A 22,610-nucleotide genomic window follows, 5' to 3' on the forward strand; every position below is an offset into this window, starting at 1 on the left:
GGACCTTATGGTGAGAAAGTTACCTACCATCACAATAGTCTAACGCAGTTTCAACTTTTCTTCAATAATTTCATAAAGCTGATATTCTTATTCATTTTATATTGTTGCGCTACTGCCATTACCGTGTTGATAAAAATATAGAGCACTAACCCGGCCGGCAGATTAAGCAGGAAAAAACTAAATAATAAGGGCATGAGCATCATGGCTTTTTGCTGAGCAGGATCTACATTGGCCTGCGGGGTTAGCTTTTGCTGGAGGAACAAAAAGATGCCCAATAAAATGGGTGAAATATAATAGGGATCGGGGGCGGCTAAATCTTTATAAAACAAAAAAGGCGTGTGGTAGAGATCGATCGAATTATAAAAGACATTATACAGCGCAATATAAATGGGCATTTGCAGAAGCATGGGCAAACATCCGCCCATGGGGTTTACTTTATGGGCCCTAAATAAATTCATGGTTTCAACATTTAATCGTTGTTTATCGGTTTTATATTTTTCGCGCAATTCTTGTAATTTAGGTTGTAACTCTTGCATGGCCTTCATGGCTTTGAGGGATTTTTTAGAAACGGGATGCAGTAATATTTTAACTAACAGGGTGAGCCCAATAATGGCCAATCCCCAACTGTTAAACAACAAGGTGTGGAGTTGTTTCAACAACCACAGCAATGGCTCACCAATAATCCCAAACCAACCTAGGTTAACGGCCTTGGTTAGACTAGGCCCGCCGGCCTTGAGCAAATCCATGTCCTTGGGCCCTAAATAGGTCGTAAAGATAAACTGTTTGCTTTGCCCTGGGGCCAAAGTTTGCTTGGGATAATTAAGATCAGCAAATAACACATCGCCTTGTTTGCCAAAATTGGTTTGGTTTTCCATCGAATCGGTGCGGGCTACAATGGCGCGTAAAAAATACCGACTTTCCAAACCCGTCCACAGAATGTTGCCCATAAAACCCTTCCAGCTTGGCAATTTGTCAAGGTTGGCAAGCCGTTCCACGGACTTGTCGATAAAATAGAGCGGGGTGTTAATATCCAAGGGTGCCTTGAAGATCCAAAAGCCTTTGGGCTTTTCATGAGGGTCATTGTAGGCCGCTAACCTTAAGCCTGGCACAAAACTCAATACCTCGCTGGAAGTATTGGTGATTTGAACCTGAACCTCTAAAAAATAATCGTGTGGGGTCGTGCGGATGATCTTTTGCACCGCTAATTGCGGGGTCTGAGTCTGATAAATAATCTCGTCGGTTTTGGCAGAAACCACGGTGTGAAACGAATTCACCAATTTGGTATCGAGCAATAAAGCAAAGGGAAAGGCGTCGCTCGTATTTTGCAGCAGATCAAGGGGACTCGCTTGCCCATCGGTGGTCTTTTTGAAATTTAGGATTTCCCAACTTAAGGCTTGGCCTGCCTCTGTTGAAAACTGACTTACAAAAACTTTTGTTTCAAGCTTGCTCGTCTCATAGGTCACGGACTGTGGCCCTGACTCAGGTGTAAGTAAGAGAGGGGGGTTTGAGAGGGGCGCTTGGGTCTCGGTTTGAACAATGGGAGGATTTTGTGGAGGAGGCGTGGGTACCCGTTGGGGATTGGGAACCACCACAAAATAGATAATAAAGACTAATGCACTTAAGATAACCGCTAAGAAAGCATTTTTTTCCATAAGTTAACGACTTATCCACAATGTGTGGATAACTCCACTGGGTCAAAACCGCCTGGATGAAAGGGGTGACATTTAGCAAGCCTGCCTAAAGTTTTGAAGATAGCCTTGCCTATTGAAAACCGTTCGAAGCACTCATAGGCATAAGTCGAACAAGTGGGATAAAAACGACACCCCTGACCCACCCAAGGAGATAAAATTTTTTGATAGATTCTTATAAAGAACAAAAAAAACTTTTTCATAATGTCTTTAACTTCGTTTTTGCCTCAAGCAACCCAAAAATTTTCCTCATCGCTTCCCAAATTTCAGCTTTTTGAATTTGCTTTAAGCTTTTTTCCCGAACTCCTATGACCAAATCAAGTGGGCCTAAAAAATTTTTCCGCTCTCGAAAGACTTCTTTACCAATCCTTCTTATTTTATTTCGCACCACCGCTCGGGGGACCTTAGAACTGGAAATGATAAAGATCAACCGAGAAATGGGTTGATCGTTTTTTAAGTACCAAAGTCGAAAAGGCGAAGCGTCGATCTTCTGTTGGCCTTTTAAAACTCTCTCCACAAGCTTGGATTGAAGTTTTTCAGGGTTAGTTGCCCGCAAATGCTTATTTCTTATAGGTTTGCTTAGCTAAGCGTTTTCTGCCTTTAGCACGACGCCGATTTAAAACATTTTTTCCCGACGTGGTACTCATCCTTTCACGGAAGCCATGTTTGCGTTTTGCCTTCAGTTTACTAGGTTGGTAGGTTCGCTTCATTGAAATCTAAACTCTTTAAATAAGATCTTCGTTACTGATTTAGAACTTGGGCTTCAAAAACATTTTTAAAATCCTTTGTCAACGCCAAAAAAAAATCGTTTCTAATTCTAGAGTTATAAAATAATCAAAAATAAATCTTGCCAAAAGGTGGTGCAAAAATTAACAATCATCGCCTTCGTAAAAATTCCGCGTGCTAACGATTCAAGTGAAGAAAATTTTTTATGGCTCTTTTTAAATTTAAAAATTCAATATAAAAAGTTTTTTAATTTTTGAATTTGAAAAAAGCATCCGGTGTAAAAGAGGTCCGGCGTAAAAGAGGGAGGCAAAGGTTTTTTCGTAGGGTAACGTCAACTTTAGTTCATTCCGCTGCAATAAATTAAATCGTTGGTTTTGAATAAGAATGCGCAGAGGTTTTAAATTAACCTTAGTGTGTTAAAGGGTGGTTTTTTTGCGTTTTTTTCTTTTAAGTTATTGAAATTCTTTGTTTTCTTGAGTTTTCCACAGTTGTGAATAAGCCTGTGGCTAACCAAGATAAGGTTGTTCATGTGACTGAGGTCATTCAAAAGTTTCTTAATTCACTTAAAACCAAAATTAGTGATCTCAATTACAACAATTGGATTAGACCGGTTACGTTTAGCATTGAGCCTGAGGGTTCGATGACAATCGAAGTCCCTAATAAATTTATCCGCGATTGGATTACTGACAACTATCTCAATCTCATCAAATATGAAATTTTCAAAATAACTAATGTTGAACACAAGGTTGATTTTCGTACCTCCCAAGCCCAAGAACGCTCCCCCGAGCTTACGACTCCTGAGCGACCCACGGTTACACCCGAACGAATGTTGATTGCAGGTCAACCCGATGCCTATTTGGGTAATCTGAATCCTAAATATCACTTTGATACTTTTGTGGTTGGAAACTCCAATCAATTTGCCCATGCCGCTTGTAAAGCGGTTGCTAATCTGCCGGCTCGAGCTTACAACCCGCTTTTTATCTATGGGGATGTGGGATTAGGTAAGACTCACCTCGTTAATGCCATTGGTCTTGAGATTAAACGCTCTCACCCGGTATTGAGGGTGCTTTATATCCATTCTGAACAATTCACCAACGAACTGATCAATTCGATTCGTTATGACAAGATGTTTGAGTTTCGCAAAAGGTTTCGCGAATCTTGTGATGTTTTACTCATCGATGATATTCAATTCATTGGCGGAAAAGAACGAACCCAAGAAGAATTCTTTCATACTTTTAATTTTCTTTACGAATCTAGAAAACAAGTTGTTTTAACGAGCGATCGTTTCCCTAAAGATATCCCCCAACTTGAAGAACGGCTACGTTCTCGTTTTGGTTGGGGTTTGATTGCTGACATTCAACCGCCTGATTTAGAGACTCGCTTAGCCATCCTTCGCAAAAAGGCCGAGCAAGACAAAATCCCTCTTCCCGACGATGTCGCCTTATTCTTGGCCAACAATGTTCGCACTAACATTCGAGAACTAGAAGGTTCGCTCACTCGCATGAGCGCTTTTGCTTCTCTCACCCATGCCGAGATTACTTTAGACCTAACCAAAGAAGTTTTAAAACACACCATCAACGACAATTTTCGGATGTTGACCATTGAGGGGGTACAAAAATTGGTGGCCGAACATTTTAACATCAAATTATCTGATCTCAAAAGTGCTCGCCGTTTAAAATCTTTTGCCGTTCCTCGCCAAATCGCTATGTACTTATGTCGCAAACACGTCAAATCGAGTTACCCCGAGTTGGGCCAAAAATTCGGGGGCAAAGACCATTCAACGGTGGTTCATGCCGTACAAAAGATCGAAAAACAATTACAAGGCGACATGACGCTGCAACACGAAATTCACTCCATTGAAAAACATCTTGTTTGACACTGTTGTCATCCCTGCGAAGGCAGGGATCCAGTCTTAAATTAGATCCTCATGCAAATATCTGGATCCCTGCCTTCGCAGGGATGACATTGAAGATTGATAATCCCCTTGTCTTACGAAATAGATTGTGGAAAAGGTTGGTTTATAAAAGTTGGTAAGTCGTGAATTTAATTTTAGGCCTACTTTTCCCCAATGGAGGTACATTCTGTCCACAAGCAGAGGGGAAGGTAAGCTCGTTGAAATATAAAGACAATATTCACTTACTCACTTAATCACGTTACTTATTACTACGACTGTTTTTATATCTTATATCTGTATTTTAAGAAGACTCAGAGGATAACTATGGATTTTAAAATTAAACGGAATGATCTTTTGCAAGGTTTGCAAACTATTCAAAGCATTGTTGACCGAAAAAGCACCATGCCTATTTTGTCGAATGCCTTGTTTCAATTAAGTCAAAGTGGTCTTAGGATTTCAGCCACCGATTTAGAAGTGGGGATGATCGTTGAAATCCCGGTACAGTGCAATCTAGAGGGTAAGGCTGCCTTACCGGCTAAGAGCCTTTATGAAATAGCCAAAGAGTTGGGTGGGGAAGAGATTATTTTTCGCGCTAAAACAAGTGGTTGGGTGGAATTGGGCTGTGGTAAATCGCAGTTTAAAATTGTTCAGTTGCCGGCTGAAGAGTTTCCTTCGATGCCTGTGATCGATGTTAGTAAGTTGGTGAAGGTGAGTGGCGAAGATTTGGTTTATTTGATCGAAAAGACTTCTTATGCCGTTTCGCTCGATGAAACAAAATATAATTTGAATGGGGTTTATCTTGAAAGGGTAGATAAAGAAAGCTTGCGAATGGTGGCAACTGATGGGCATAGGCTTTCTCATGTGGAGAGAAAGGTGGCGCTAGGTTTAGAAAAGGGAGTGATTATTCCCCGTAAGGGTGTGATGGAAATGAAACGTCTGTTGGCAAGCGGGGGGGAATATTTGTTTGGGGTAGAGGGGAGAAATGTAGTGTTAAAAACCGATCAGGCTTTATTGATCGTAAGATTGATCGAAGGGGATTTTCCGGATTATCAAAAAGTTATTCCCAAAGATTTAGAAAAGGTGGTCAGTGTGGGGCGTAATGAAATTTTGGGGGCCTTGCGAAGGGTTTCTTTGCTTAGCCAAGATAAAAATCGTGGGGTTAAAATGATTTTTTCTTCGGGGAATTTAGAAATTCAAAGTAGTAACCCGGATATTGGAGAAGCCAGGGAGGAATTAGAGGTCGATTACAAAGGGGAGAGAGTTGAAGTGGGTTTTAACCCGCGTTATTTTTTAGATACCATTCATGCCCTTTCCGATGAAAAAATCATTTTGGAATTTAAAGATGAAATTAGCCCCTGCGTGATGCGCTCAGAATATGATCGTAGTTTCATTAATGTTATTATGCCGATGCGGTTGTGAGTAGGGTAGCTACGTGTGGATTAAAACCTTACATATCCACCACTATCGCAATCTTACCCAAGTGGCCTTAACGGCCCACCCCCAATTAAACGTTATTTTTGGCAATAATGCCCAAGGCAAGACGAATTTGCTCGAAGCTATTTTTGCGTTAGCATGGGGCAAGGGTTTTCACGGGGTAGCTTATGACGCACAAATTGCTTGGGGGGCAGAACTTGCCTCTGTAACGGTTGAGTTTGTGCAAGATAAAGATTTGACCAGCCGAATTCAGTTCTTATTACAAAAAAATGAGGGCAAAGAATGGGAGATTGATGGCAAAAAAAGCCGCCGAGCCAGCCTGGCAAGGCAATATTTTCGCGTCCTCACTTTTACCCCAGATTTAACCGGGCTATTTCGAGGCACCCCCGGCTCGAGGCGGCGTTGTTTTGATTTTTGTTTAGGCAATCAAGACCCCTTTTATTTACAGTTATTACGAAAATATGAAAAGTGCTTGCAGCAACGCAATGCCTTGCTACGCGAGCATTGCTGCGACGAAACGCTTAGCTCTTATTCTGAGCAATTAGCAACGCTTGCTTGCCAAGTAGACCTTAAGCGCCGAGATTATTTAAAAGCACTGATGCCTTTTTTTCAAAAACGTTTTGAACAAGTGGGGCAATTTAAGGTGTTGTTAAATTTAACTTATACGGGGCAAAGAGAAAACTTAGGACCCTACCTAGAAAGTTTGACGCAAAATTTGACACAAGAATATGCGTTAGGTTTTACCATAACTGGTCCGCATCGCGAAGATTATTTGCTTACTTTAGCAGGCGAACCCGCTTGGGAACATGCCTCCCAAGGGCAGCATCGGGTGTTGGTAATCGCCTTGTTGTTGGCAGAGCTGGATTTACTAAAAACGCAGACAGGAATGAAACCCATTATTTTATTAGACGATCTGGGCTCTGAATTAGACAGCTTGCGTTTAAAATTTTTAATTCAAGAAATGCTGGGGGCGGGTTGTCAGTGTTTTCTGACCAGCGCTCGCGAAGATTTATTTCGTGAGTTTACGGGCAAATTTTTTTCGATTCAGGAAGGAAAGTTATATCCAGCGTAATGGGGTTTAATCGAACTTTACAATCGGTGAGGGGTATGATTAACTCGTTGTCATTGCGAGCCCAACGGGCGAAGCAATCTCACCGGTTAAACAGAAGAGATTGCTTCGGCCTGCTGGCCTCGCAATGACAGAAAAGATATGGAGATTACCCGTTTGGCAAAGGCAGCAGAAAGCGAAAAGTATACCGCGAGTGACATTAAGGTTTTGGAAGGGTTAGAGGCCGTACGCAAGCGGCCCGCCATGTATATTGGCTCTACCGGGCCATCTGGGTTGCACCACTTGGTCTACGAAGTGGTCGACAACTCCATCGACGAGGCATTGGCTGGGGTTTGTGATCGCATCGATGTGGAGATTCATCGCGATAATTCCATTACGGTAGAAGACAATGGCCGCGGTATTCCAACCGACATGCATCCCACCGAAAAGATCCCTGCAGCAGAATTGGTTTTGACGCGCTTGCATGCGGGCGGTAAATTTGAAAAAAGTGCTTATAAGGTTTCGGGCGGGCTTCATGGGGTGGGCGTGTCGTGCGTTAATGCCTTGTCTAAAAAACTTCTCTTAGAAATCAAGCGCAACGGCAAAGTTTTTACCCAAGAATACGCCAAGGGCGATCCGGTCAAACCTTTTAAAGAAGTGGGCAAGACTGCCGGCCGAGGTACCAAAATCACCTTTTGGCCCGATCCGGAGATCTTTGAAAGCCTCGAATACAGCTTTGATATTTTGAGTAATCGCCTGCGCGAACTTTCTTTTTTAAATAAAGGGGTCAAGATCACCATCACCGATGATCGCGATGCCAGTAAAAAACACGAATTTCAATATTCCGGCGGGATTGTTAGTTTTGTGGAGCATCTTAACCAACGCAAAACTCCGGCACATCCCAAACCCATTTATTTTGAAACTCAAAAAGACGATGTGATTGTCGAAATTGCCTTGCAGTGGAATGAAGGCTATGCCGAGCAAATCTATAGTTTTGTCAACAACATCAACACCCACGATGGTGGCACCCACGTGAGTGGCTTTAAATCAGGCCTCACGCGCTGTATCAATACCTACATTCAAAATAGCGGTTTAGGAAAACAGCTCAAAGAGGAAAACATTGAGGGTGAAGATATTCGCGAAGGCATGGTGTGCGTGATTTCGCTCAAAATCCCCAACCCTCAATTTGAAGGGCAGACCAAAGGTAAATTGGGCAATAGTGAGGTGGAGGGCCAAGTTAAATCGGCCGTGATGGAAAAGTTGGCGGCTTTTCTAGGTGAGCATCCCAGCGTGGCCAAAAAGATTGCCCTTAAAATTGTAGAGGCCGCTCAGGCGCGCATTGCAGCTAAAAAAGCGAGGGACTTGATTCGGCGCAAAAGTGCGATGGACATTGGCTCTTTGCCCGGCAAGCTAGCCGATTGCCAAGAGCGCGACCCCGCTCGTTCTGAGATTTACATTGTTGAAGGTGACTCGGCCGGTGGTTCAGCAAAACAAGGGCGCAATCGGGCCTTTCAAGCCATTTTGCCTTTGAAGGGAAAGATTCTTAACGTCGAAAAGGCTCGGTTTGACAAAATGCTCACCAGCGAAGAAATTCGCACCATGATCACGGCCATGGGTACTGGGATTGGCGAAAAAGATTTTAATCTGGAAAAACTGCGTTACCATCGCATCATTATCATGACCGATGCCGACGTTGACGGGGCGCATATTCGTACCCTGTTGCTGACTTTTTTCTATCGGCAAATGCCTAAAATCATCGAACATGGTTATTTGTATATTGCCCAACCCCCGCTTTATAAAATCAAAAAGGGCAAGAACGAGCGTTATTTGAAAGATGAAACGGAGTTAGAAAATTATCTGGTGGAAAATGGTATTAGTTCAGTAAAGTTAAAATTTAAAAACAAGGCCGTGACCGAAAAGGCCTTGGGGGATTTGGTGCGAACCCTGATTAAATACGACAACATGCTGCTTTGGTTTAAAGATAGGATGGACCCCAGGATTGTCGATGCCTGCGTTTGGGCTGCCCATTTAGACGAAAAATGTTTGGAATCTGCCAAAGCCATGGATAAGGTGGCCGATCAAATAGCGGCTTTTCTAGCCAAGGCCTATCCGGAACTTCATGATTTTAATTTTGAAGCCGTCGAAGACGAAGAACACAATACGAAGAGCATGATTTATAAAACTTTATACAACGGTTCGGGTCGTACCACCGAAATTTCGATTCCGTTTTTGCAAAATCCTGAGTTTATCGAATTGCAAAAATTTAAAGAAAAAATCGAGGCTAGTGGGTTTGATAGCTATGTTGATAGCTTGACCTTGATTAAAAAAGACCAAGAGGTTCCGGCACAAAATTTGCGAGAGGTTAAACGCTTGGTTTTAGCCGAAGGGCGTGAAGGGCAAGAGGTACAGCGCTACAAAGGTTTGGGCGAGATGAACCCTAACCAACTTTGGGAAACGACTCTCAACCCCCAAAGCCGAACCTTATTGCAAGTGCGGGTGGACGACGCCGTTGAAGCCGATGAAATTTTTACCATTTTAATGGGAGATGAGGTAGAACCCCGGCGGGAATTTATTGAAAGTAACGCCTTGAGCGTGCGTAACCTCGATATTTAAATTAGTTGCCCTCTTTCTGGGGTCGGGTATAATTATAAAAATTACTTTAAGTAAGATAGGAGTAACCATGGGACAGTTTTCAATGAATGGCTTAGAATTTGAATTTCCTGAAAATTGGCAAGACCAGGGGATGGTGACGTTAACCATTCCTAATCCTGATGAAAGCGTTCGCCCGAATATCATCATCACCAAAGAACGCCTGCTGGAACCCATGGATATTCAAACCTATTTTAAAAAAATCAAGGATGCGGTGCAGGCACGGGGTATTCAAAGTTTTGAAATTATTGATGAACGTGCGGTGGTGTTGGCGGGGGTGTCGGGGATGCAAATGGTTTGTCGTTGGGATTTGGCGGCGATGAAAAAAATTATGGGCCCCAATGCTGATGCCTTAAAGAACATCAAGCCGGGGCAAAAGGTACAACAAATTCAGGTGTCGTTGATTCACAATAATATTGCGATCAATATCACCGCTAGTTTTCCGGCCGATCAATTTGATATTTACACCCGGCCGTTTCAGAAATTCCTCAAATCCTTAAAAGTTGCTTAAACAAGGTAGGCGTTTTGCGAGAGCAGCCAGCCTCATTTGCAAACGCGCACCGTTTGCCCTACTGTTCGTCATCTGTCATTGCGAACCCAGCAGGGTGAAGCAATCTCTTCTGCCTAAGCGATGGGATTGCCACGCTCGCTATCATGGGTCCCCGCCTTCGCGGGGATGACACCGCTCGCAATGACAGCATTACAATAGCCTTCGTGCGGGCTTGCTCCTGGTAATGTTTGCCAACAAGGGTACCTCTGCCCGCAAAACGCTTATCTATTATAAATCTTGTTCAATTATTTCGGGGTCGGGCTTTTCCTCTTCGGGGCGGTATTCGGCCTTTTCGCAGGTGGGGCTGCAGGTGATTTCAACCAATGAATCTTGGTTTGCGTTGTTAAAGCCAAAACGGGTGTAACCTTCGATCGTGTCAGCGGCGTAGGTCATGGACCCATTATTATCACTGAATTGGCGGGTGTAACTGCCGTCGGCCCATTGGGTGCGGGTGTAAGTGATGGGGCCCACGTGGGTTTGTTTGCGGTTCCAGCGCAAGTTTCCCCTTAGGTCAAAATAGGCCTCTTCGATTTCGCCCGGCCATTCCATTCGATAGGCGAAGGCCCCGTTGTTGTAGAGGGTTTTTTTGAAATTAATCCCTTGGGCAGAACCGGTTTCGACGGTTTTGACATCGGAATTTTCAACATGGATGGGGGCGCCGGCAATTTTTTCGCTGAGGGCTCGCCCTTTGATCACGCGTTTGTTTTGCAGGTAAATCTTGTTGGTTGGCAGGTTACCGCCTAGGTCGGTTTCTTCTACCCCTAGGCCTAAGGCTTGAGAGCCAGAAACTTTTTTGGCTTTTTCTTTGAGGTTAACCGCAACGATGGTTTTGCCTTTGGCGTCTTTGACGGTTACGGTGCCAGCAGGCGACCATTCGGCTTGGCGGCCTTCTTCAAGGATAAACAAGTAGTTGCCACCTTTGTTAACAATGGAGCCGGGAAGCAAGCTAGGGCCGGCATAGCTGGGTAAAACTAACGTTAGGTAAAAAAATAATAGGGTTAAGTAAAAAATCATATCCTCTTTTACCAGAACGGCTAGGTAAAGGGGAAGGGTTTAGTAAGGTAATGCCTCAGTTTTGCAGGGAGAGCACTTGGGTTGTTGAGGAAGCCATTGCTTGGAGCGGCGGGGCCCCCATGCGGGCTAGCCGGCATGGAAAGCCGAGGCCCCCGCCTCTGGCGGGGGAACGCGGAAGGATTCCGTGCCGGCTAGCCCCATGAGGGTCGCCGCGGAAAGCACGGCTGACGAAACAACCCAAGTGCTCTCCCTGCAAAACTGAGGCATTACTTTAGTAAGTTATGGAGAATTCACTAAACTCACCCAAGGATGGGCCCCATGTCGTTTCTACGTGGCGAACTTGGGCTGAAGGTGGGCCATGGCTTGCCCACTGTAAAAATTTTTCTAGGCCTTGCAGGGGCCCTTCAGCTAAAATTTCGACTTGGCCGGTGGGGAGGTTGCGCACCCAACCGGTTAGCTTTAAGCTGCGGGCCTCGCCTTGGGTGTAAGCCCGAAAGGCTACCCCTTGTACTCGGCCGGAAACAATGAGGTGAAGGCGCTTGAGTTCTTGAGACATGCAGCGTAATTAGCATTTCAGTTATGTAGATATCAAAAATTATTTTAAGAGAAGCTCACGGCCCTTGTTTTCAAACGCGCACCGTTCGCTCTACTGTTCGCCATCTGTCATTGCGAGCCCAGCAGGGAGAAGCAATCTCTTCTGTTTAAGCGATGGGATTGCCACGCCCGTTGGGCTCGCAATGACAGCATTACAATAACCCTCCGGAGCCTGCCCTGAGGCTTTGCGAAGGGTGCTTGCTCCTGGCAATGTTTTCAAACAAGGGCCGTGAGCTTCTCTTAAAATAATTTTTGACCTATAATTAATTTTTTATGAAAAAATACTTGGCTTTAGATGTTAGTGATAAGCGGATTGGGGTGGCGTTGGGGGTGCAGGGGGTTTGTGTGCCGGTGGTTACTTATCAGCGCCGGGCCTTGGCGCAAGATCTTTTATTTTTGGCGGAGAAAATTCAAGAAGAGCATATTGCGTGTGTGGTGATGGGGCAGCCTATCAATATGGATGGGAGCGTGGGGCCCACGGCTATGAAGGTGGCGCAATTTTTTGAGCAATTGCGGGAATTTTTGCAGCAAAAGGGTTTGCAGGTGGAGTTGGTGTTGTGGGATGAGCGGCTTTCGACCTTTGCAGCTAAAGCGGCCGTAGGGCATGTTAAAAAACAAAAGGGCGCCGTGGATTCTATGGCGGCTAAATTGATTTTAGAAGATTATTTATTGCATGGGTTAAAAAAATAACCAGGGAGACTTTTGTGAAAAAGTGGGTTTGGATTAGCCTCATTTTGATTTTAGGCATTAGTCTGTGGGATTTTTATTATTTTTTGTGGGCGCCTTTTGGGCGAGGGGGGATTTTCTATGTTGAAAAGGGCATGGGGGTTTCGCAAATTGCAGCTCAATTAGAAAGCCAAGGGTTTATTCGCTCTGAGCTTGCCTTTAAGCTGTGGGCCAAGTTTGCCAAACCCAAAACCTTACATTTTGGTGAATATGAAATCCCGCCCATGACGCGAATTAAAGATATTTTGACGCAAATGGAAATGGGGCAAACGCGTCATTTTCCCTTGGCCATCCCAGAGGGCCTGACTTTCAGAGAAATAGGCGAGCGGGTAAAAAAGGCCGGTTTATTGGGCAGTGAGCAGTGGGACAAACTTTTTATCGACGAACAGCTTAAAGCAAAACTTGGGTTCGAGGCGGCTAATCTAGAAGGGTATTTGTTCCCATCGACTTATCAATACGATGGGCACACGACGGCGCGGCAATTGTTAGAACAGATGCTCGAAGAATTTAACCACGAGTTTGATCAAAGCTTGCGGGCCCAAAGCCAAGCCCTAGGTATGAGCATTCCCCAAGTGATGACCTTGGCTTCGATTATTGAAAAAGAAACCGGAGCGGCGGCAGAACGGCCGCTGATTGGCGGGGTTTTTCATAATCGGCTCAAAAAAGGGATGCGGTTAGAAACTGACCCCACCGTGATTTATGGCATTCAGAATTTCGATGGTAATTTAACGCGGGCGCATTTGTTAGACCCTCACCCTTACAACACTTATATTCACCCGGGTTTGCCCCCTGGGCCCATTGCCAACCCAGGACTGGCTAGCATTAAAGCGGCGTTGTATCCGGCGCAGCATGAATATCTTTTTTTTGTGTCAAAGGGGGATGGGACGCATTATTTTTCTAAGACTTATGATGAACATCTGGCGGCGGTGCAGAAATACCAATTGGGGCAAAAATAACCTGGTCACGTCTTGCCGAAGCGGGCTAAGGGCTACCTTAAGTGTGTTTCCTCAACCCGCGCTCCGCTCCTCGTATTCGCATCAAAAAAATGTTGGTTTGTTTAGAAGTTAGTGTATTCCCTCTGGTCATACCCTAACTTCTACAAACCATACATTTTTTTGATGCTCATGACTCGTCGCTCTCGCGCAAAGGGTTTCGGAAAACACACTTAAGGTAGCCCTTAGCCCGCTTCGGCAAGACTTTGCTCAAATAATAAAGGGGTCCTCTAAAAATAATTTTTTAGGAATTGGTTTTGTTGGGGGTGGAACTGACCGAGCCGGCGACGGGGGACCATTGGCCGGATAATGGGCTATCGGAGGTGGAAGCTTCTTGAGAAGCCGTTTGAGCGGCCTCGAGGGTTTTGCCAAGGGAAACCTTATTTTCTTCGTTGGCGACTTGCGTGGAGTTTTTTAGGGTAAGGTAATCTTCGTAACTGACAAAAACTTTGTAGGGCACGCCGTGGCGAGTAACAACGATATTGCAATCGCCTTCTTTGAGGCAATCGGCAAAACGGGCACGCGCTTCACTCACGCTGATAAACTTCAGGGGCCCCAGCTTTTTATCCCTGAATTCGAACATATTTGACTCATACGGGGGCTAGCAAAAAAAGTCAAATAGTTTCTAGCGATTAGCGCTGAATAACGGCATTGTCTTGAAAAGACCTGGCACCAATTAGGACAAAAGAAGGGAGGGTCTCGTCAAAACTTTGGGGGGAAATGTCGCTTAAAAGCAAGATTTGAATGGGGGCCAGGGCCGGAAACTGGCTGTCGGAGGTGCCGATACCTGTGGGCAGGGTGGTGGAATTGAGGCCGGAGAGGAGGTTTTGGTATTGGGTGGCCGTGGGGCTGTAATAGCCAAAGGCGCCGTCGGTGTTATCGGTTAGGCTATCATCAAAAATTTGGGCGGCGGTTAAGACGGTTTGATCGTAGGTGAGCATGCGGCTAGTGAAGGTTAATTGAGCGCGGTCAGCGGCCTGGGCATAGGCCGGGTAACTGGGGTCGTTGGGATTAACCGGCGAAAATTGATAGGTGGTTCCGTTGTTGGCGGTAATGACCAAGGTGTAACGCTCGGCTAAATTAGCTTGGGCAAAGGCAGCGGTGCTGACCACGAATAAATAAGGGGCCTGTTCTGCCTCCATAATGGCAATGCGATTGCGAACCACGCTTAGCAGGGCTTGGGCGGTGGGGGATTGGCTGTCTTTTGCAACGCGACCCTCCGTGTCGGTGGTGACTTCTTGTGGGATGATGCTGCGGGCCTCGCCCATGACCACTTGAATCATGGCCTGAGGGGGGATGACCAGTTTGACAGTTTCGTTTTGCAGCACCCCGTTGATGCGGTAATTGATTTTGCCAATGCCGGCTTGATGAGGGGTGATTTGATAAGTGATGGCCGAGCCATCATCGACAATGGCTAGGCTGGAGGCGAGCGTGGCTGGTTCAATGAGGATGTCGACAAGGTCGGCGGGTTGAAGGCCATCGATTTGAATTTGGTCCCAGCCCGGCAATACCCCACCCAGGGCCAGCGGCATGTAAGTGTCATAGGTGAATTGCAGGGGTTCAGCAGCGGGTAAGGTGGTGGGGTCTTCTGGCTCAGGGGCGATATTTAGGCCACACCCCAAACTTAGGGATAATGAACAAACAATGGTTATTAAGCGAAACGACGGTTTCATTATTGCTTGCGGCTATGTTCAAGGAGTTTTTGGATATCAAGGAGATCCTGTGGCCTACCCATTTTCTTTTTCGCTTTGATAAGATCTTTTATACCCATGAGGTAAACAGGAGTTTTTCCGAACAAGATCTTTTTTCTGTTCTTCCAGGCCATCTTAAAGTCGACGCCTTCAATATCCATTTTTATATCAACCCGAACAGGTGCAACGCCAATTTGATAAATTAGTTTTTTATTTTGAAAATCTTGCGGATTGATACCCGATAAAGGGGCCCCAAATTTTTTTAATGCAGCATAGACTTTTTGATGATCATTTAAATCTGGGAAAACCCATACATCGATATCTTTCGTATAGCGGGGCTCTGTATAATAAATAACTGCATAAGCTCCTACGATAAGATATTTAATCTTGAAGCCATTCAATGTTTTGAACAGATCTTCGTAGTCGGAGCTTAGGTGCATTTTTTCCTCTTATTTTAAAAAAATCCCCAATCATCCCCCATGCTGCCTCAAACCGAGCTTGAGGGCCGGCCTGCTTCCAAAACTCAATATCAAATTTTTTTGCTGCGCGCTGGGAATGGGTTTTATGTTCCCAAATCTTCAGGGGCCCTTTTTTAGTAATCTTAATTGTTTTTAACATAAAAAACACTCAAATCCAGAACTCAAATAATATCGGTTAGCAGAAAAAAGATCTATAAAATTATTGCGAGCAACAAAGGCATCTTTGAGGCGATTTAGAGCTATTGTTCAATCCTAGGGAGATGCATGGTAAGTCCTATAAATCATTCACAAGATCCACAATTAGCGCAGGCCTTGCGGTTGCGAGGTGCTGAGCTGTTGCGCTTTGGCAATGAGCAGCAAAAGGGCGTTGGTGCATCGTTATTACAATGGGTCGAAGAACAAGGGGGATATGAAGGTGCATTAGCAGCCAGTGAATTATGTAAAGGAGGCGCTGAGAGCAAACACGGGTGTAGCAGTGTGGAGCGAGTGATGGGCGGGGCCACGCAGGTGATGCAGAATCTAGACTTCGAGCATGTGGCCTTATTAGCCGGGGTAGGGTTGTTGGGGCAAGTGACCCGCAATGGGGTGATGGGATGGATGGGAAGGCGAGTTGAGAGTTGGTGGAATCGAGGCAGACCGGCGACAATATTGGCTAAAGGTGCGGGGGTTACGACCGAAGTAATGGGTATCACCGGGATAGGGGTGGCGCATAAGGTAAAGGCGGGACAACCGGTTAATGTAGGGGAAGAGTTTTTTCACACTGGGATAGGGTGGTTGGGATTAAGGTTGGGGATGGAGGGATTGGGTGTTGTGCCCAAGGCGCTTCATCAATGGGGAAGGTATGAGGTGCCAAGGCTAGCCGGGGCCATGACGTTCAGCCGGGTGACGAGTGCCTTTGTGGGAGGCACGGTGGGAATGGTGGCGGTAGGACAAGATGTTTACCAAGCGACGACGACGCAAGCGCAATTTATGGTGGGGATGCGGGGTGTGCATGAATTTATTCCAGCCTACGGGAGAGCCGCGACAAAGTTACACAACCAAGGTCGTTTTTTGGCTGCAAAACTTGACCTGACAAAATATCCAAAACTTTTAAAATCATTTCAATGGCCCAATTTCCCATCGGCTGGAATGAAGCCACTACTTGCTGGGGCTAATTCCGAAGGATCTCGTGCCAGTTTAAGTGTAAAGCTTCCTGAAGCAGATAAAGGTGGTTTTCGATCCTATTCTACAGGGGTTCCAGGGTCGGTTAGAAACATGCCGATTTCTGATCGACAAATTCATCAAACGTTGGATTATGTAAACACACTTCCGCCTTTTAATGTAAGGCGCGGGGTTTCGAAAAGATCTCCTGTCGAGGGAGGGCAAGGGGCTGAGGCAGCTGTTCCTCTAAGTGATAGTGATTTAACTGGGAGTATACCCCATTTCAAAATAGACATTAAAAATCCCAATGAATTTTTTCGATCTATAGGAGAGGCGATTCGGGAGAAAGGAGATTTGTTTAATAACACCCTTGGTATTTACGAACAGAACTGGCCCATAGGATATCTCAAATTTAGTATCGTTACAGGAAGTAACGTTTATCAACTAGCGTTTATGGATGCATTTATTGACCCCACTGTTCGTGGAAGAGGGATTTATCGCCTTATTTCGAGTTATTTGGTGGGGGCTACCCTGTATGAAGCTGCGCGTTTTGAGAAGCCTCTAGAGGTCATTCACCACCAAGTAAGAAATTTTGATTTAAGACAATGGTACATGGAAGCCAGGATGGAAGAATTCCCCATTGTAGATGAAACGGAGGCTCTGGCAGAATCTTTTTCTCCTTCTTATGGGGGAATGAGTTTAACCAACGATGGCAGGTTTATATCTGCCCCAGTGATTCCAAGTTTTCGAGTTACCCACGATAGCCACCCACTAAAGGTGCAACTTGATCCGTACAAAAGAGCAGATAAAGTCTTAAGATATGTAAAAACGCTCCCCCCCTTTAATATTGAGCCTACAGGTTTGCCCCGAAGACCCTCTTACTGTAGGCAGAGCGAGCATCAAGATTTAGATAGAAAACTGTCTTATATGGGGGCAAGTTATTATCCTTTTTACTTCGATCCCCAGGACCCAACCCCAACTTTTTTCGCCTTATTAACGTGGTTGGACCATAATCCAAGCGGTGGTCAAGGAATGGTTATCCCCCGACGCCCAAGTTCCATGTTACGAGGGGGGCTAATCCCCTTAGGGTATCGTTCCTTTGAAGTTCGCTCGACCCCCGCCGACTATGCGCTTACTTATTTTGACGTTTATGTTCACCAAGCCTCCCGTGGCCAAGGGCTAAGGGATGCGATGGATGCAAATCTTTTAGGCGCACTTCTCTATAAGGCGGCCAGTGAAGGCAAAGGGGTTACCGTGACTTATTGGAATGTGGGAAATCCTCTTAACAAGATGCGATATAAGGCGGCAGGCTTGGAGGAGGTATCCCCGGAGGTTTTTGGAAGTGATATAGAAGGATTGTTTACGACCCATTTCAGGATTCAACATGCCGGTCATTTACTAAAACAATTTTTACAAGATAGCGAGCAAAGTCAATAACTCCGCTTCACCGCGGCTTGCCAACGGGTGACGTGTTGATTGGCTTCGCGCTTATTCATTTTGGGATCGAAGATGCGATCGACTTTCCATGATTGAGTGATTTCGCTTTGATCTTTCCATAGACCCACGGCCAGGCCGGCCAAGAAGGCGGCGCCTAGCCCTGTGGTTTCGATCATTTGCGGGCGGAAGAGTTTGACGCCTAAAATATCGGCTTGGAATTGCATGAGTAAATTATTGGCCACGGCCCCACCATCGACTTTGAGGTTTTTAAGTTTTTTGCCCAAATCTTTGGTCATGGCTTGCAGGATGTCATATTGAAAAAAGGCAATGCCTTCGAGGGTTGCCCTGGCAACGTGGGCGCGAGTGGTGGCGCGGGTAATGCCGGTGATAGTGCCGCGGGCCTCGGGCCGCCAATGCGGTGCGCCCAAACCTACAAAGGCGGGCACAACCGTAACACCGCCTGAATCTGGCACACTCGCTGCTAGGGCTTCGATTTCGGAGGCTGAATTAATCATTTTTAACCCGTCCCGTAACCATTGCACCGCAGCACCCGCGATAAAGGCGCTGCCTTCTAAGGCATAATTGACCTTGTTGCCGATCTTCCAGGCCACCGTGGTGAGCAATTTATTTTTAGAAGGCACAATTTTAGTGCCGGTGTTGAGTAAAATGAATGACCCGGTTCCATAGGTGCATTTAGCGCTGCCGACTTCAAAACAGGCCTGCCCAAAAAGCGCGGCTTGTTGATCGCCCGCGATGCCGGCAATGGGAACGCCATCAGGGAGGCCGGGAACGCCTTGGGTGTGGCCGTAAACTTCGCTGCTCGAGCGGATTTCTGGCAGCAGGGCAGCCGGCACCCCTAAAATTTTCATAAGCTCTGCATCCCAGGCCAGGGTTGCAAGATTCATCAATAAGGTGCGCGAGGCATTACTGACATCGGTGACATGGGTTTGATGCCCCGTGAGTTTATAAATCAAAAAGGTATCGATGGTGCCAAAGGCCAACTCTCCGGTCTTGGCCCTGGCTTTGGCATGAGGGACATTGTCGAGCAGCCATTTAATTTTGGTCCCTGAAAAATAAGCGTCGAGCACCAACCCGGTCTTTTTTTTGAACTTAGCCTCATGCCCCGCCTTTTTGAGTTTGTTGCAAATATCGGCGGTACGGCGGCATTGCCATACAATAGCGTTGTGGATGGGTTTACCAGTGCTGCGTTCCCAAATGCCGGTGGTTTCACGTTGGTTGGTGATGCCGATGCCGGCGATGCGCCCCGCATCAACCCCAGTTTGCGTCAAAACGTCTTGAATGGTGCGGGTGGTGCACGCCCAAATTTCTTCTAAATTATGCTCGACCCAACCTTCTTGGGGGAAGTGCTGGGGGAATTCGTTATTTTTTTTGCCAACTAAATTTAAATCTTTGTCGATGAGTAAAACCGTGGTTCCGGTGGTGCCTTGGTCGATGGCGAGAATAAGATCTTTCATGGAAAACTCCTTTTGTCGAATGGCAGTCGACGAACGACTAACGACTAATGGTAGGAGGGTCAATTAAAAAGTTTTGCGTTTTTTTTGGTGGTTGAAGAATTTTAACAAGTGGTGAAAGAGTTTTTCGTGTTCGTAGTCGACCGTGAGGATGTGATTGCTTTTGGATAAAGTAAGGGTTTCGACTTCAGGCGAACCAAGGGCCGCTCGAATATAATCCAAATTGCCGAAAGGAACGGTTTTATCGAGTTTAGAATGGGCGATAAAAGCGGGCTGGTGGATGTAGCGCAACTCCCCTCGCACCACCATTTGCAATTCCAACAATTCAGCCACACTACGCACTGGGATTTTGGGATAGGTTTGGTAGCGACGCTTTGCCAAAGGCTCGTTAATGCCGGCATTGTACTTAGTCTGGTACCTATAAAGCCAACGTAAGGGTGTTTTCCACACGAAAGGAAAGACATGCCTCACCAAAAACCCATCTAAATAAAGCGGGGTCGCCATAAGGGCAATGGCTCGAACCGTTTGGGGATGGTTTTGGGCCAAGTGCAAGCTTAACAAGCCCCCCATGGAAAGCCCTGCCACAAAAACCCTTTCGCAATAACGGGCCAACCGTTTGAGTTCTGCCTCGCTGCTTTGGTACCAATCTTCCCACCGGGTTTTTTCTAAATGAAGATGATGGGTGGCGTGGCCATCGATGATAGGCGCGCTGACCGTAAATTTGGCCTTGTGAAATCGAGCCGCAAACGCCTCCATGCATTGGGGGGTGCTGGTAAAGCCATGCAAGAGCAAAATCCCATGAGGGCCGCCTTTTAAAAACACCGGGCGAATGGTCTGGGTTATCATCCTCTTAATTATGACCCAACCTTGCATGCTTGACAAGCAAGCATCCGATCGGTAACGAGGCACCATGGTCTTGCGTCTCGTTAAAGAAAATCTAGACACCTACGATTTCGATAAGGTCTTGAGTGCCTATGCCCCGGCCATGGAGGCTTGTGAGCGGGCCATCAAAGAAAATCTTTTTTCCGATGTGCCCATGGTCACCCAGGTGGCGGAGCATTTGGTGATGAGCGGCGGCAAGCGCTTGCGGCCTTTGTTGGTAGTTTTGGCCGCTGACCTTTGTGGCTATCAGGGGTTACGCACCGCTACCTTTGGTACGGTTTTAGAATACATTCACACTGCAACCTTATTGCACGATGATGTCATTGACCATGCCCAACTCAGGCGGGGGCGCTCTTCTTGTAATGCAATTTGGGACAATAAAAGCTCGGTGTTGGTGGGCGATTTTTTATATTGCCGGGCTTCTTCTTTGATTGCCCAAGATGGCGATATTCAAGTGCTGGCGGCCATTACCCATGCCACCACTTATACCACCGAAGGCGAAATTTTAGAAGTTTTGAAATCGCGCGACTTGAGTTTGACGCAAGAAGAATACTTTAAAATCATTGAATTCAAAACCGCCATTCTCATGTCTTGCGCCACCGAAGTGGGGGCAATTATTGGGCGGGCGAGCCGTAAAGAACAAGAGGCCCTGCGGCAATTTGGGCTTAACCTGGGGATCAGTTTTCAAGTGGCCGATGACGCGCTCGATTATAATAGTGAAGAATCGAAGTTTGGCAAAGCCAATGGGGTTGATCTTAAAGAAGGCAAGCTTACCTTGCCTATTTTGCTGGCCTTAAAACAGTGCGACGACAGAGAGCGCAAGGTCATCAAGGCTGGCCTCATGAGCAACCGTGACGGCCACTTTGCCAAAGTGTTGGAGATTTTAAACAAGTATGGGGCCTTGCAAGAAACCCTGCAATTGGCGCAAACCAGGGCCGAGCTTGCCAAGGCGCAATTGGCCATCTTTCCCGATTCCAAACCTAAACAAATGCTCATGGCCCTCACCGACTATGTCGTGGCTAGAAATAAATAAGGAGAAGCAACGTGGGATTTAATTGCGGCATTGTTGGGCTCCCCAATGTGGGGAAGTCGACCATTTTTAACGCGCTTACCCAGGCCAACGCCCAGGCCGCCAATTATCCTTTTTGCACCATTGATCCCAATGTGGGGGTGGTGCCCGTGCCCGATGAGCGTTTGCAAAAGCTAGCCGACATTTTTCAACCCGACAAACTAACCCCCACCACCGTAGAATTTGTTGACATTGCAGGGCTGGTCAAAGGTGCGTCAAAAGGGGAGGGCCTCGGCAACCAATTTTTGGGAAATATTAAAAATTGTGATGCGATTGTGCACATCTTGCGTTGTTTTGAAGATAGCGATGTGGTGCATGTAGAAGGCGAAGTGGATCCCATCCGTGATTTTGCAGTGGTAGAAACCGAATTGATGCTTAAAGACTTAGAGAGCGTCGATAAACGCATCCTCAGGGTAGAAAAAATTGCCAAAATGGGCGATAAGGCAGCAAAGCTAGAACTAGAAGCCCTTAGCAAGGCGAAGGCAACCCTGGATCAAGGCATCCCTTTGCGAAAAAGTTCACTTACCGAAGAAGAAAAATTACAATTGCACGACTTATATCTCATCACGATCAAGCCTATCATGATGGTGGCGAACACCAGCGAAGCAGATATTAAAAACCCTGGGCCCCATGTCAAACAAGTGGAAGCTCTTGCCCAAAAAGAGCAGGCCCCCTACGTGATTTTGTCAGGCAAGATGGAGGCAGAAATTGCGTCATTAGCTCCAGCCGACCAGCAAGAATTTTTGAAAGAATTGGGTTTGACGCATTCGGGATTAGGCCGGCTCGCCCAAGCTGGCTACCGGCTCCTCAACCTCGCCACCTTTTTTACCGCAGGCCCACAAGAAGTGCGCGCCTGGACCATCACCCAAGGCATGAAGGCGCCGCAGGCCGCTGGCAAAATCCACAACGATTTTGAAAAGGGCTTTATTAAGGCCGAGGTGTATCATTTTAATGATTTGATTAAGTGTGGAACCGAAGCCAAGGTTAAAGAGGCGGGGCTCTACCGCATTGAAGGCAAAGAGTATGTAGTGAAAGATGGGGACATTATGTTTTTTCGATTTAACGTGTGAAGAAATTTAAAACTGAGGCATTACGCCGATTTTGTGGTAGAACTTGCAAATAAGT

General features: G+C 46.1%; 21 protein-coding genes. 10 read left to right on the forward strand and 11 right to left on the reverse strand.

Annotated features, from left to right (window positions below):
* Positions 1–50: 50 nt before the first annotated feature.
* Genes yidC through rpmH form a run of 4 tightly spaced genes read right to left on the reverse strand, consistent with a single transcriptional unit; the run spans position 51 to position 2,398 of the window.
* Positions 51–1,652 carry a membrane protein insertase YidC gene (gene yidC / locus HYU97_06415; GenBank protein ID MBI2336378.1) on the reverse strand — a complete coding sequence of 534 codons (1,602 nt, stop codon included), beginning with the start codon at positions 1,650–1,652 and terminating at the stop codon, positions 51–53.
* 11 nt (positions 1,653–1,663) lie between these two features.
* Positions 1,664–1,891, reverse strand: coding sequence for a membrane protein insertion efficiency factor YidD (yidD, locus tag HYU97_06420; GenBank protein MBI2336379.1), 228 nt, complete (start codon positions 1,889–1,891; stop codon positions 1,664–1,666).
* Positions 1,888–2,244 carry a ribonuclease P protein component gene (rnpA, locus tag HYU97_06425; protein MBI2336380.1) on the reverse strand — a complete coding sequence of 119 codons (357 nt, stop codon included), beginning with the start codon at positions 2,242–2,244 and terminating at the stop codon, positions 1,888–1,890. The genes yidD and rnpA overlap by 4 nt, the downstream gene beginning before the upstream one ends.
* 4 nt (positions 2,245–2,248) lie before the next feature.
* Complete coding sequence (gene rpmH / locus HYU97_06430; GenBank protein ID MBI2336381.1) at positions 2,249–2,398, reverse strand: 50S ribosomal protein L34; 150 nt, start codon at positions 2,396–2,398, stop codon at positions 2,249–2,251.
* Positions 2,399–2,916: 518 nt separating this feature from the next.
* On the opposite strand from rpmH, the gene dnaA reads away from it, so the two are divergent.
* From dnaA to HYU97_06455, 5 genes are all read left to right on the forward strand, one after another.
* A complete protein-coding gene (gene dnaA / locus HYU97_06435) occupies positions 2,917–4,290 on the forward strand; it encodes a chromosomal replication initiator protein DnaA (protein MBI2336382.1) in 1,374 nt (457 codons plus the stop codon).
* 342 nt (positions 4,291–4,632) lie between these two features.
* Positions 4,633–5,727: a DNA polymerase III subunit beta gene (dnaN, locus tag HYU97_06440; GenBank protein MBI2336383.1), complete on the forward strand. Its 1,095-nt coding sequence runs from the start codon at positions 4,633–4,635 to the stop codon at positions 5,725–5,727.
* A gap of 13 nt (positions 5,728–5,740) precedes the next feature.
* A complete protein-coding gene (gene recF, locus HYU97_06445; GenBank protein ID MBI2336384.1) occupies positions 5,741–6,814 on the forward strand; it encodes a DNA replication and repair protein RecF in 1,074 nt (357 codons plus the stop codon).
* Positions 6,815–6,952: 138 nt separating this feature from the next.
* Complete coding sequence (gyrB, locus tag HYU97_06450; GenBank protein MBI2336385.1) at positions 6,953–9,403, forward strand: DNA topoisomerase (ATP-hydrolyzing) subunit B; 2,451 nt, start codon at positions 6,953–6,955, stop codon at positions 9,401–9,403.
* 67 nt (positions 9,404–9,470) lie between these two features.
* Entirely contained in the window at positions 9,471–9,950 is a 480-nt protein-coding gene (locus tag HYU97_06455; GenBank protein ID MBI2336386.1) for a DcrB-related protein, read from the forward strand.
* Between the two features lie 267 nt (positions 9,951–10,217).
* Here the strand turns inward: HYU97_06455 and HYU97_06460 are convergent, their stop codons facing one another.
* Entirely contained in the window at positions 10,218–11,003 is a 786-nt protein-coding gene (locus HYU97_06460) for a hypothetical protein (GenBank protein MBI2336387.1), read from the reverse strand.
* Positions 11,004–11,274: 271 nt separating this feature from the next.
* A complete protein-coding gene (locus HYU97_06465) occupies positions 11,275–11,559 on the reverse strand; it encodes an acylphosphatase (GenBank protein MBI2336388.1) in 285 nt (94 codons plus the stop codon).
* 311 nt (positions 11,560–11,870) lie between these two features.
* Between HYU97_06465 and ruvX the strand changes: the two genes are divergently transcribed.
* Entirely contained in the window at positions 11,871–12,287 is a 417-nt protein-coding gene (ruvX, locus tag HYU97_06470) for a Holliday junction resolvase RuvX (protein MBI2336389.1), read from the forward strand.
* A gap of 14 nt (positions 12,288–12,301) precedes the next feature.
* A complete protein-coding gene (gene mltG, locus HYU97_06475; GenBank protein ID MBI2336390.1) occupies positions 12,302–13,279 on the forward strand; it encodes an endolytic transglycosylase MltG in 978 nt (325 codons plus the stop codon).
* A 280-nt stretch (positions 13,280–13,559) separates the two neighbouring features.
* On the opposite strand, the gene HYU97_06480 is transcribed toward mltG, so the two are convergent.
* Genes HYU97_06480 through HYU97_06490 form a run of 3 tightly spaced genes read right to left on the reverse strand, consistent with a single transcriptional unit; the run spans position 13,560 to position 15,446 of the window.
* Entirely contained in the window at positions 13,560–13,898 is a 339-nt protein-coding gene (locus HYU97_06480; protein ID MBI2336391.1) for a type II toxin-antitoxin system Phd/YefM family antitoxin, read from the reverse strand.
* A 49-nt stretch (positions 13,899–13,947) separates the two neighbouring features.
* Positions 13,948–14,988: a hypothetical protein gene (locus HYU97_06485; protein ID MBI2336392.1), complete on the reverse strand. Its 1,041-nt coding sequence runs from the start codon at positions 14,986–14,988 to the stop codon at positions 13,948–13,950.
* Positions 14,988–15,446: a hypothetical protein gene (locus HYU97_06490; protein MBI2336393.1), complete on the reverse strand. Its 459-nt coding sequence runs from the start codon at positions 15,444–15,446 to the stop codon at positions 14,988–14,990. Before HYU97_06490 ends, HYU97_06485 begins: the two co-directional genes overlap by 1 nt.
* 303 nt (positions 15,447–15,749) lie before the next feature.
* On the opposite strand from HYU97_06490, the gene HYU97_06495 reads away from it, so the two are divergent.
* Positions 15,750–18,062, forward strand: a complete 2,313-nt coding sequence (locus HYU97_06495; GenBank protein ID MBI2336394.1) for a hypothetical protein — start codon at positions 15,750–15,752, stop codon at positions 18,060–18,062.
* Here HYU97_06495 and glpK read toward each other — a convergent pair.
* The gene (gene glpK, locus HYU97_06500; protein ID MBI2336395.1) at positions 18,056–19,537 is read right to left on the reverse strand and encodes a glycerol kinase GlpK; all 1,482 of its coding nucleotides are present in this window, start codon (positions 19,535–19,537) and stop codon (positions 18,056–18,058) included. The two genes, HYU97_06495 and glpK, sit on opposite strands and share 7 nt — an antisense overlap.
* Before the next feature lie 63 nt (positions 19,538–19,600).
* On the reverse strand, positions 19,601–20,380 hold the full coding sequence (locus HYU97_06505) for an alpha/beta fold hydrolase (protein MBI2336396.1): 780 nt from the start codon (positions 20,378–20,380) through the stop codon (positions 19,601–19,603).
* Between the two features lie 64 nt (positions 20,381–20,444).
* On the opposite strand from HYU97_06505, the gene HYU97_06510 reads away from it, so the two are divergent.
* Together HYU97_06510 and ychF are read left to right on the forward strand one after the other, a co-directional pair.
* Positions 20,445–21,449 (forward strand): polyprenyl synthetase family protein, encoded by a 1,005-nt coding sequence (locus tag HYU97_06510; GenBank protein ID MBI2336397.1) that lies wholly within the window; start codon positions 20,445–20,447, stop codon positions 21,447–21,449.
* Between the two features lie 11 nt (positions 21,450–21,460).
* The gene (ychF, locus tag HYU97_06515) at positions 21,461–22,555 is read left to right on the forward strand and encodes a redox-regulated ATPase YchF (GenBank protein ID MBI2336398.1); all 1,095 of its coding nucleotides are present in this window, start codon (positions 21,461–21,463) and stop codon (positions 22,553–22,555) included.
* Positions 22,556–22,610 lie beyond the last annotated feature (55 nt).

The organism is Deltaproteobacteria bacterium, from assembly GCA_016183235.1.
Lineage (GTDB): Bacteria > UBA10199 > UBA10199 > DSSB01 > JACPFA01 > JACPFA01.

What these genes read in the sequence shown, in the direction of transcription:
- yidC (MBI2336378.1), bottom strand. Translation starts at nt 1,652, where the DNA reads ATGGAAAAAAATGCTTTCTTAGCGGTTATCTTAAGTGCATTAGTCTTT.
- yidD (MBI2336379.1), bottom strand. Translation starts at nt 1,891, where the DNA reads ATGAAAAAGTTTTTTTTGTTCTTTATAAGAATCTATCAAAAAATTTTA.
- rpmH (MBI2336381.1), bottom strand. Translation starts at nt 2,398, where the DNA reads ATGAAGCGAACCTACCAACCTAGTAAACTGAAGGCAAAACGCAAACAT.
- dnaN (MBI2336383.1), top strand. Translation starts at nt 4,633, where the DNA reads ATGGATTTTAAAATTAAACGGAATGATCTTTTGCAAGGTTTGCAAACT.
- gyrB (MBI2336385.1), top strand. Translation starts at nt 6,953, where the DNA reads ATGGAGATTACCCGTTTGGCAAAGGCAGCAGAAAGCGAAAAGTATACC.
- HYU97_06455 (MBI2336386.1), top strand. Translation starts at nt 9,471, where the DNA reads ATGGGACAGTTTTCAATGAATGGCTTAGAATTTGAATTTCCTGAAAAT.
- HYU97_06460 (MBI2336387.1), bottom strand. Translation starts at nt 11,003, where the DNA reads ATGATTTTTTACTTAACCCTATTATTTTTTTACCTAACGTTAGTTTTA.
- HYU97_06465 (MBI2336388.1), bottom strand. Translation starts at nt 11,559, where the DNA reads ATGTCTCAAGAACTCAAGCGCCTTCACCTCATTGTTTCCGGCCGAGTA.
- ruvX (MBI2336389.1), top strand. Translation starts at nt 11,871, where the DNA reads ATGAAAAAATACTTGGCTTTAGATGTTAGTGATAAGCGGATTGGGGTG.
- HYU97_06480 (MBI2336391.1), bottom strand. Translation starts at nt 13,898, where the DNA reads ATGTTCGAATTCAGGGATAAAAAGCTGGGGCCCCTGAAGTTTATCAGC.
- HYU97_06485 (MBI2336392.1), bottom strand. Translation starts at nt 14,988, where the DNA reads ATGAAACCGTCGTTTCGCTTAATAACCATTGTTTGTTCATTATCCCTA.
- HYU97_06490 (MBI2336393.1), bottom strand. Translation starts at nt 15,446, where the DNA reads ATGCACCTAAGCTCCGACTACGAAGATCTGTTCAAAACATTGAATGGC.
- HYU97_06495 (MBI2336394.1), top strand. Translation starts at nt 15,750, where the DNA reads ATGGTAAGTCCTATAAATCATTCACAAGATCCACAATTAGCGCAGGCC.
- glpK (MBI2336395.1), bottom strand. Translation starts at nt 19,537, where the DNA reads ATGAAAGATCTTATTCTCGCCATCGACCAAGGCACCACCGGAACCACG.
- HYU97_06505 (MBI2336396.1), bottom strand. Translation starts at nt 20,380, where the DNA reads ATGATAACCCAGACCATTCGCCCGGTGTTTTTAAAAGGCGGCCCTCAT.
- HYU97_06510 (MBI2336397.1), top strand. Translation starts at nt 20,445, where the DNA reads ATGGTCTTGCGTCTCGTTAAAGAAAATCTAGACACCTACGATTTCGAT.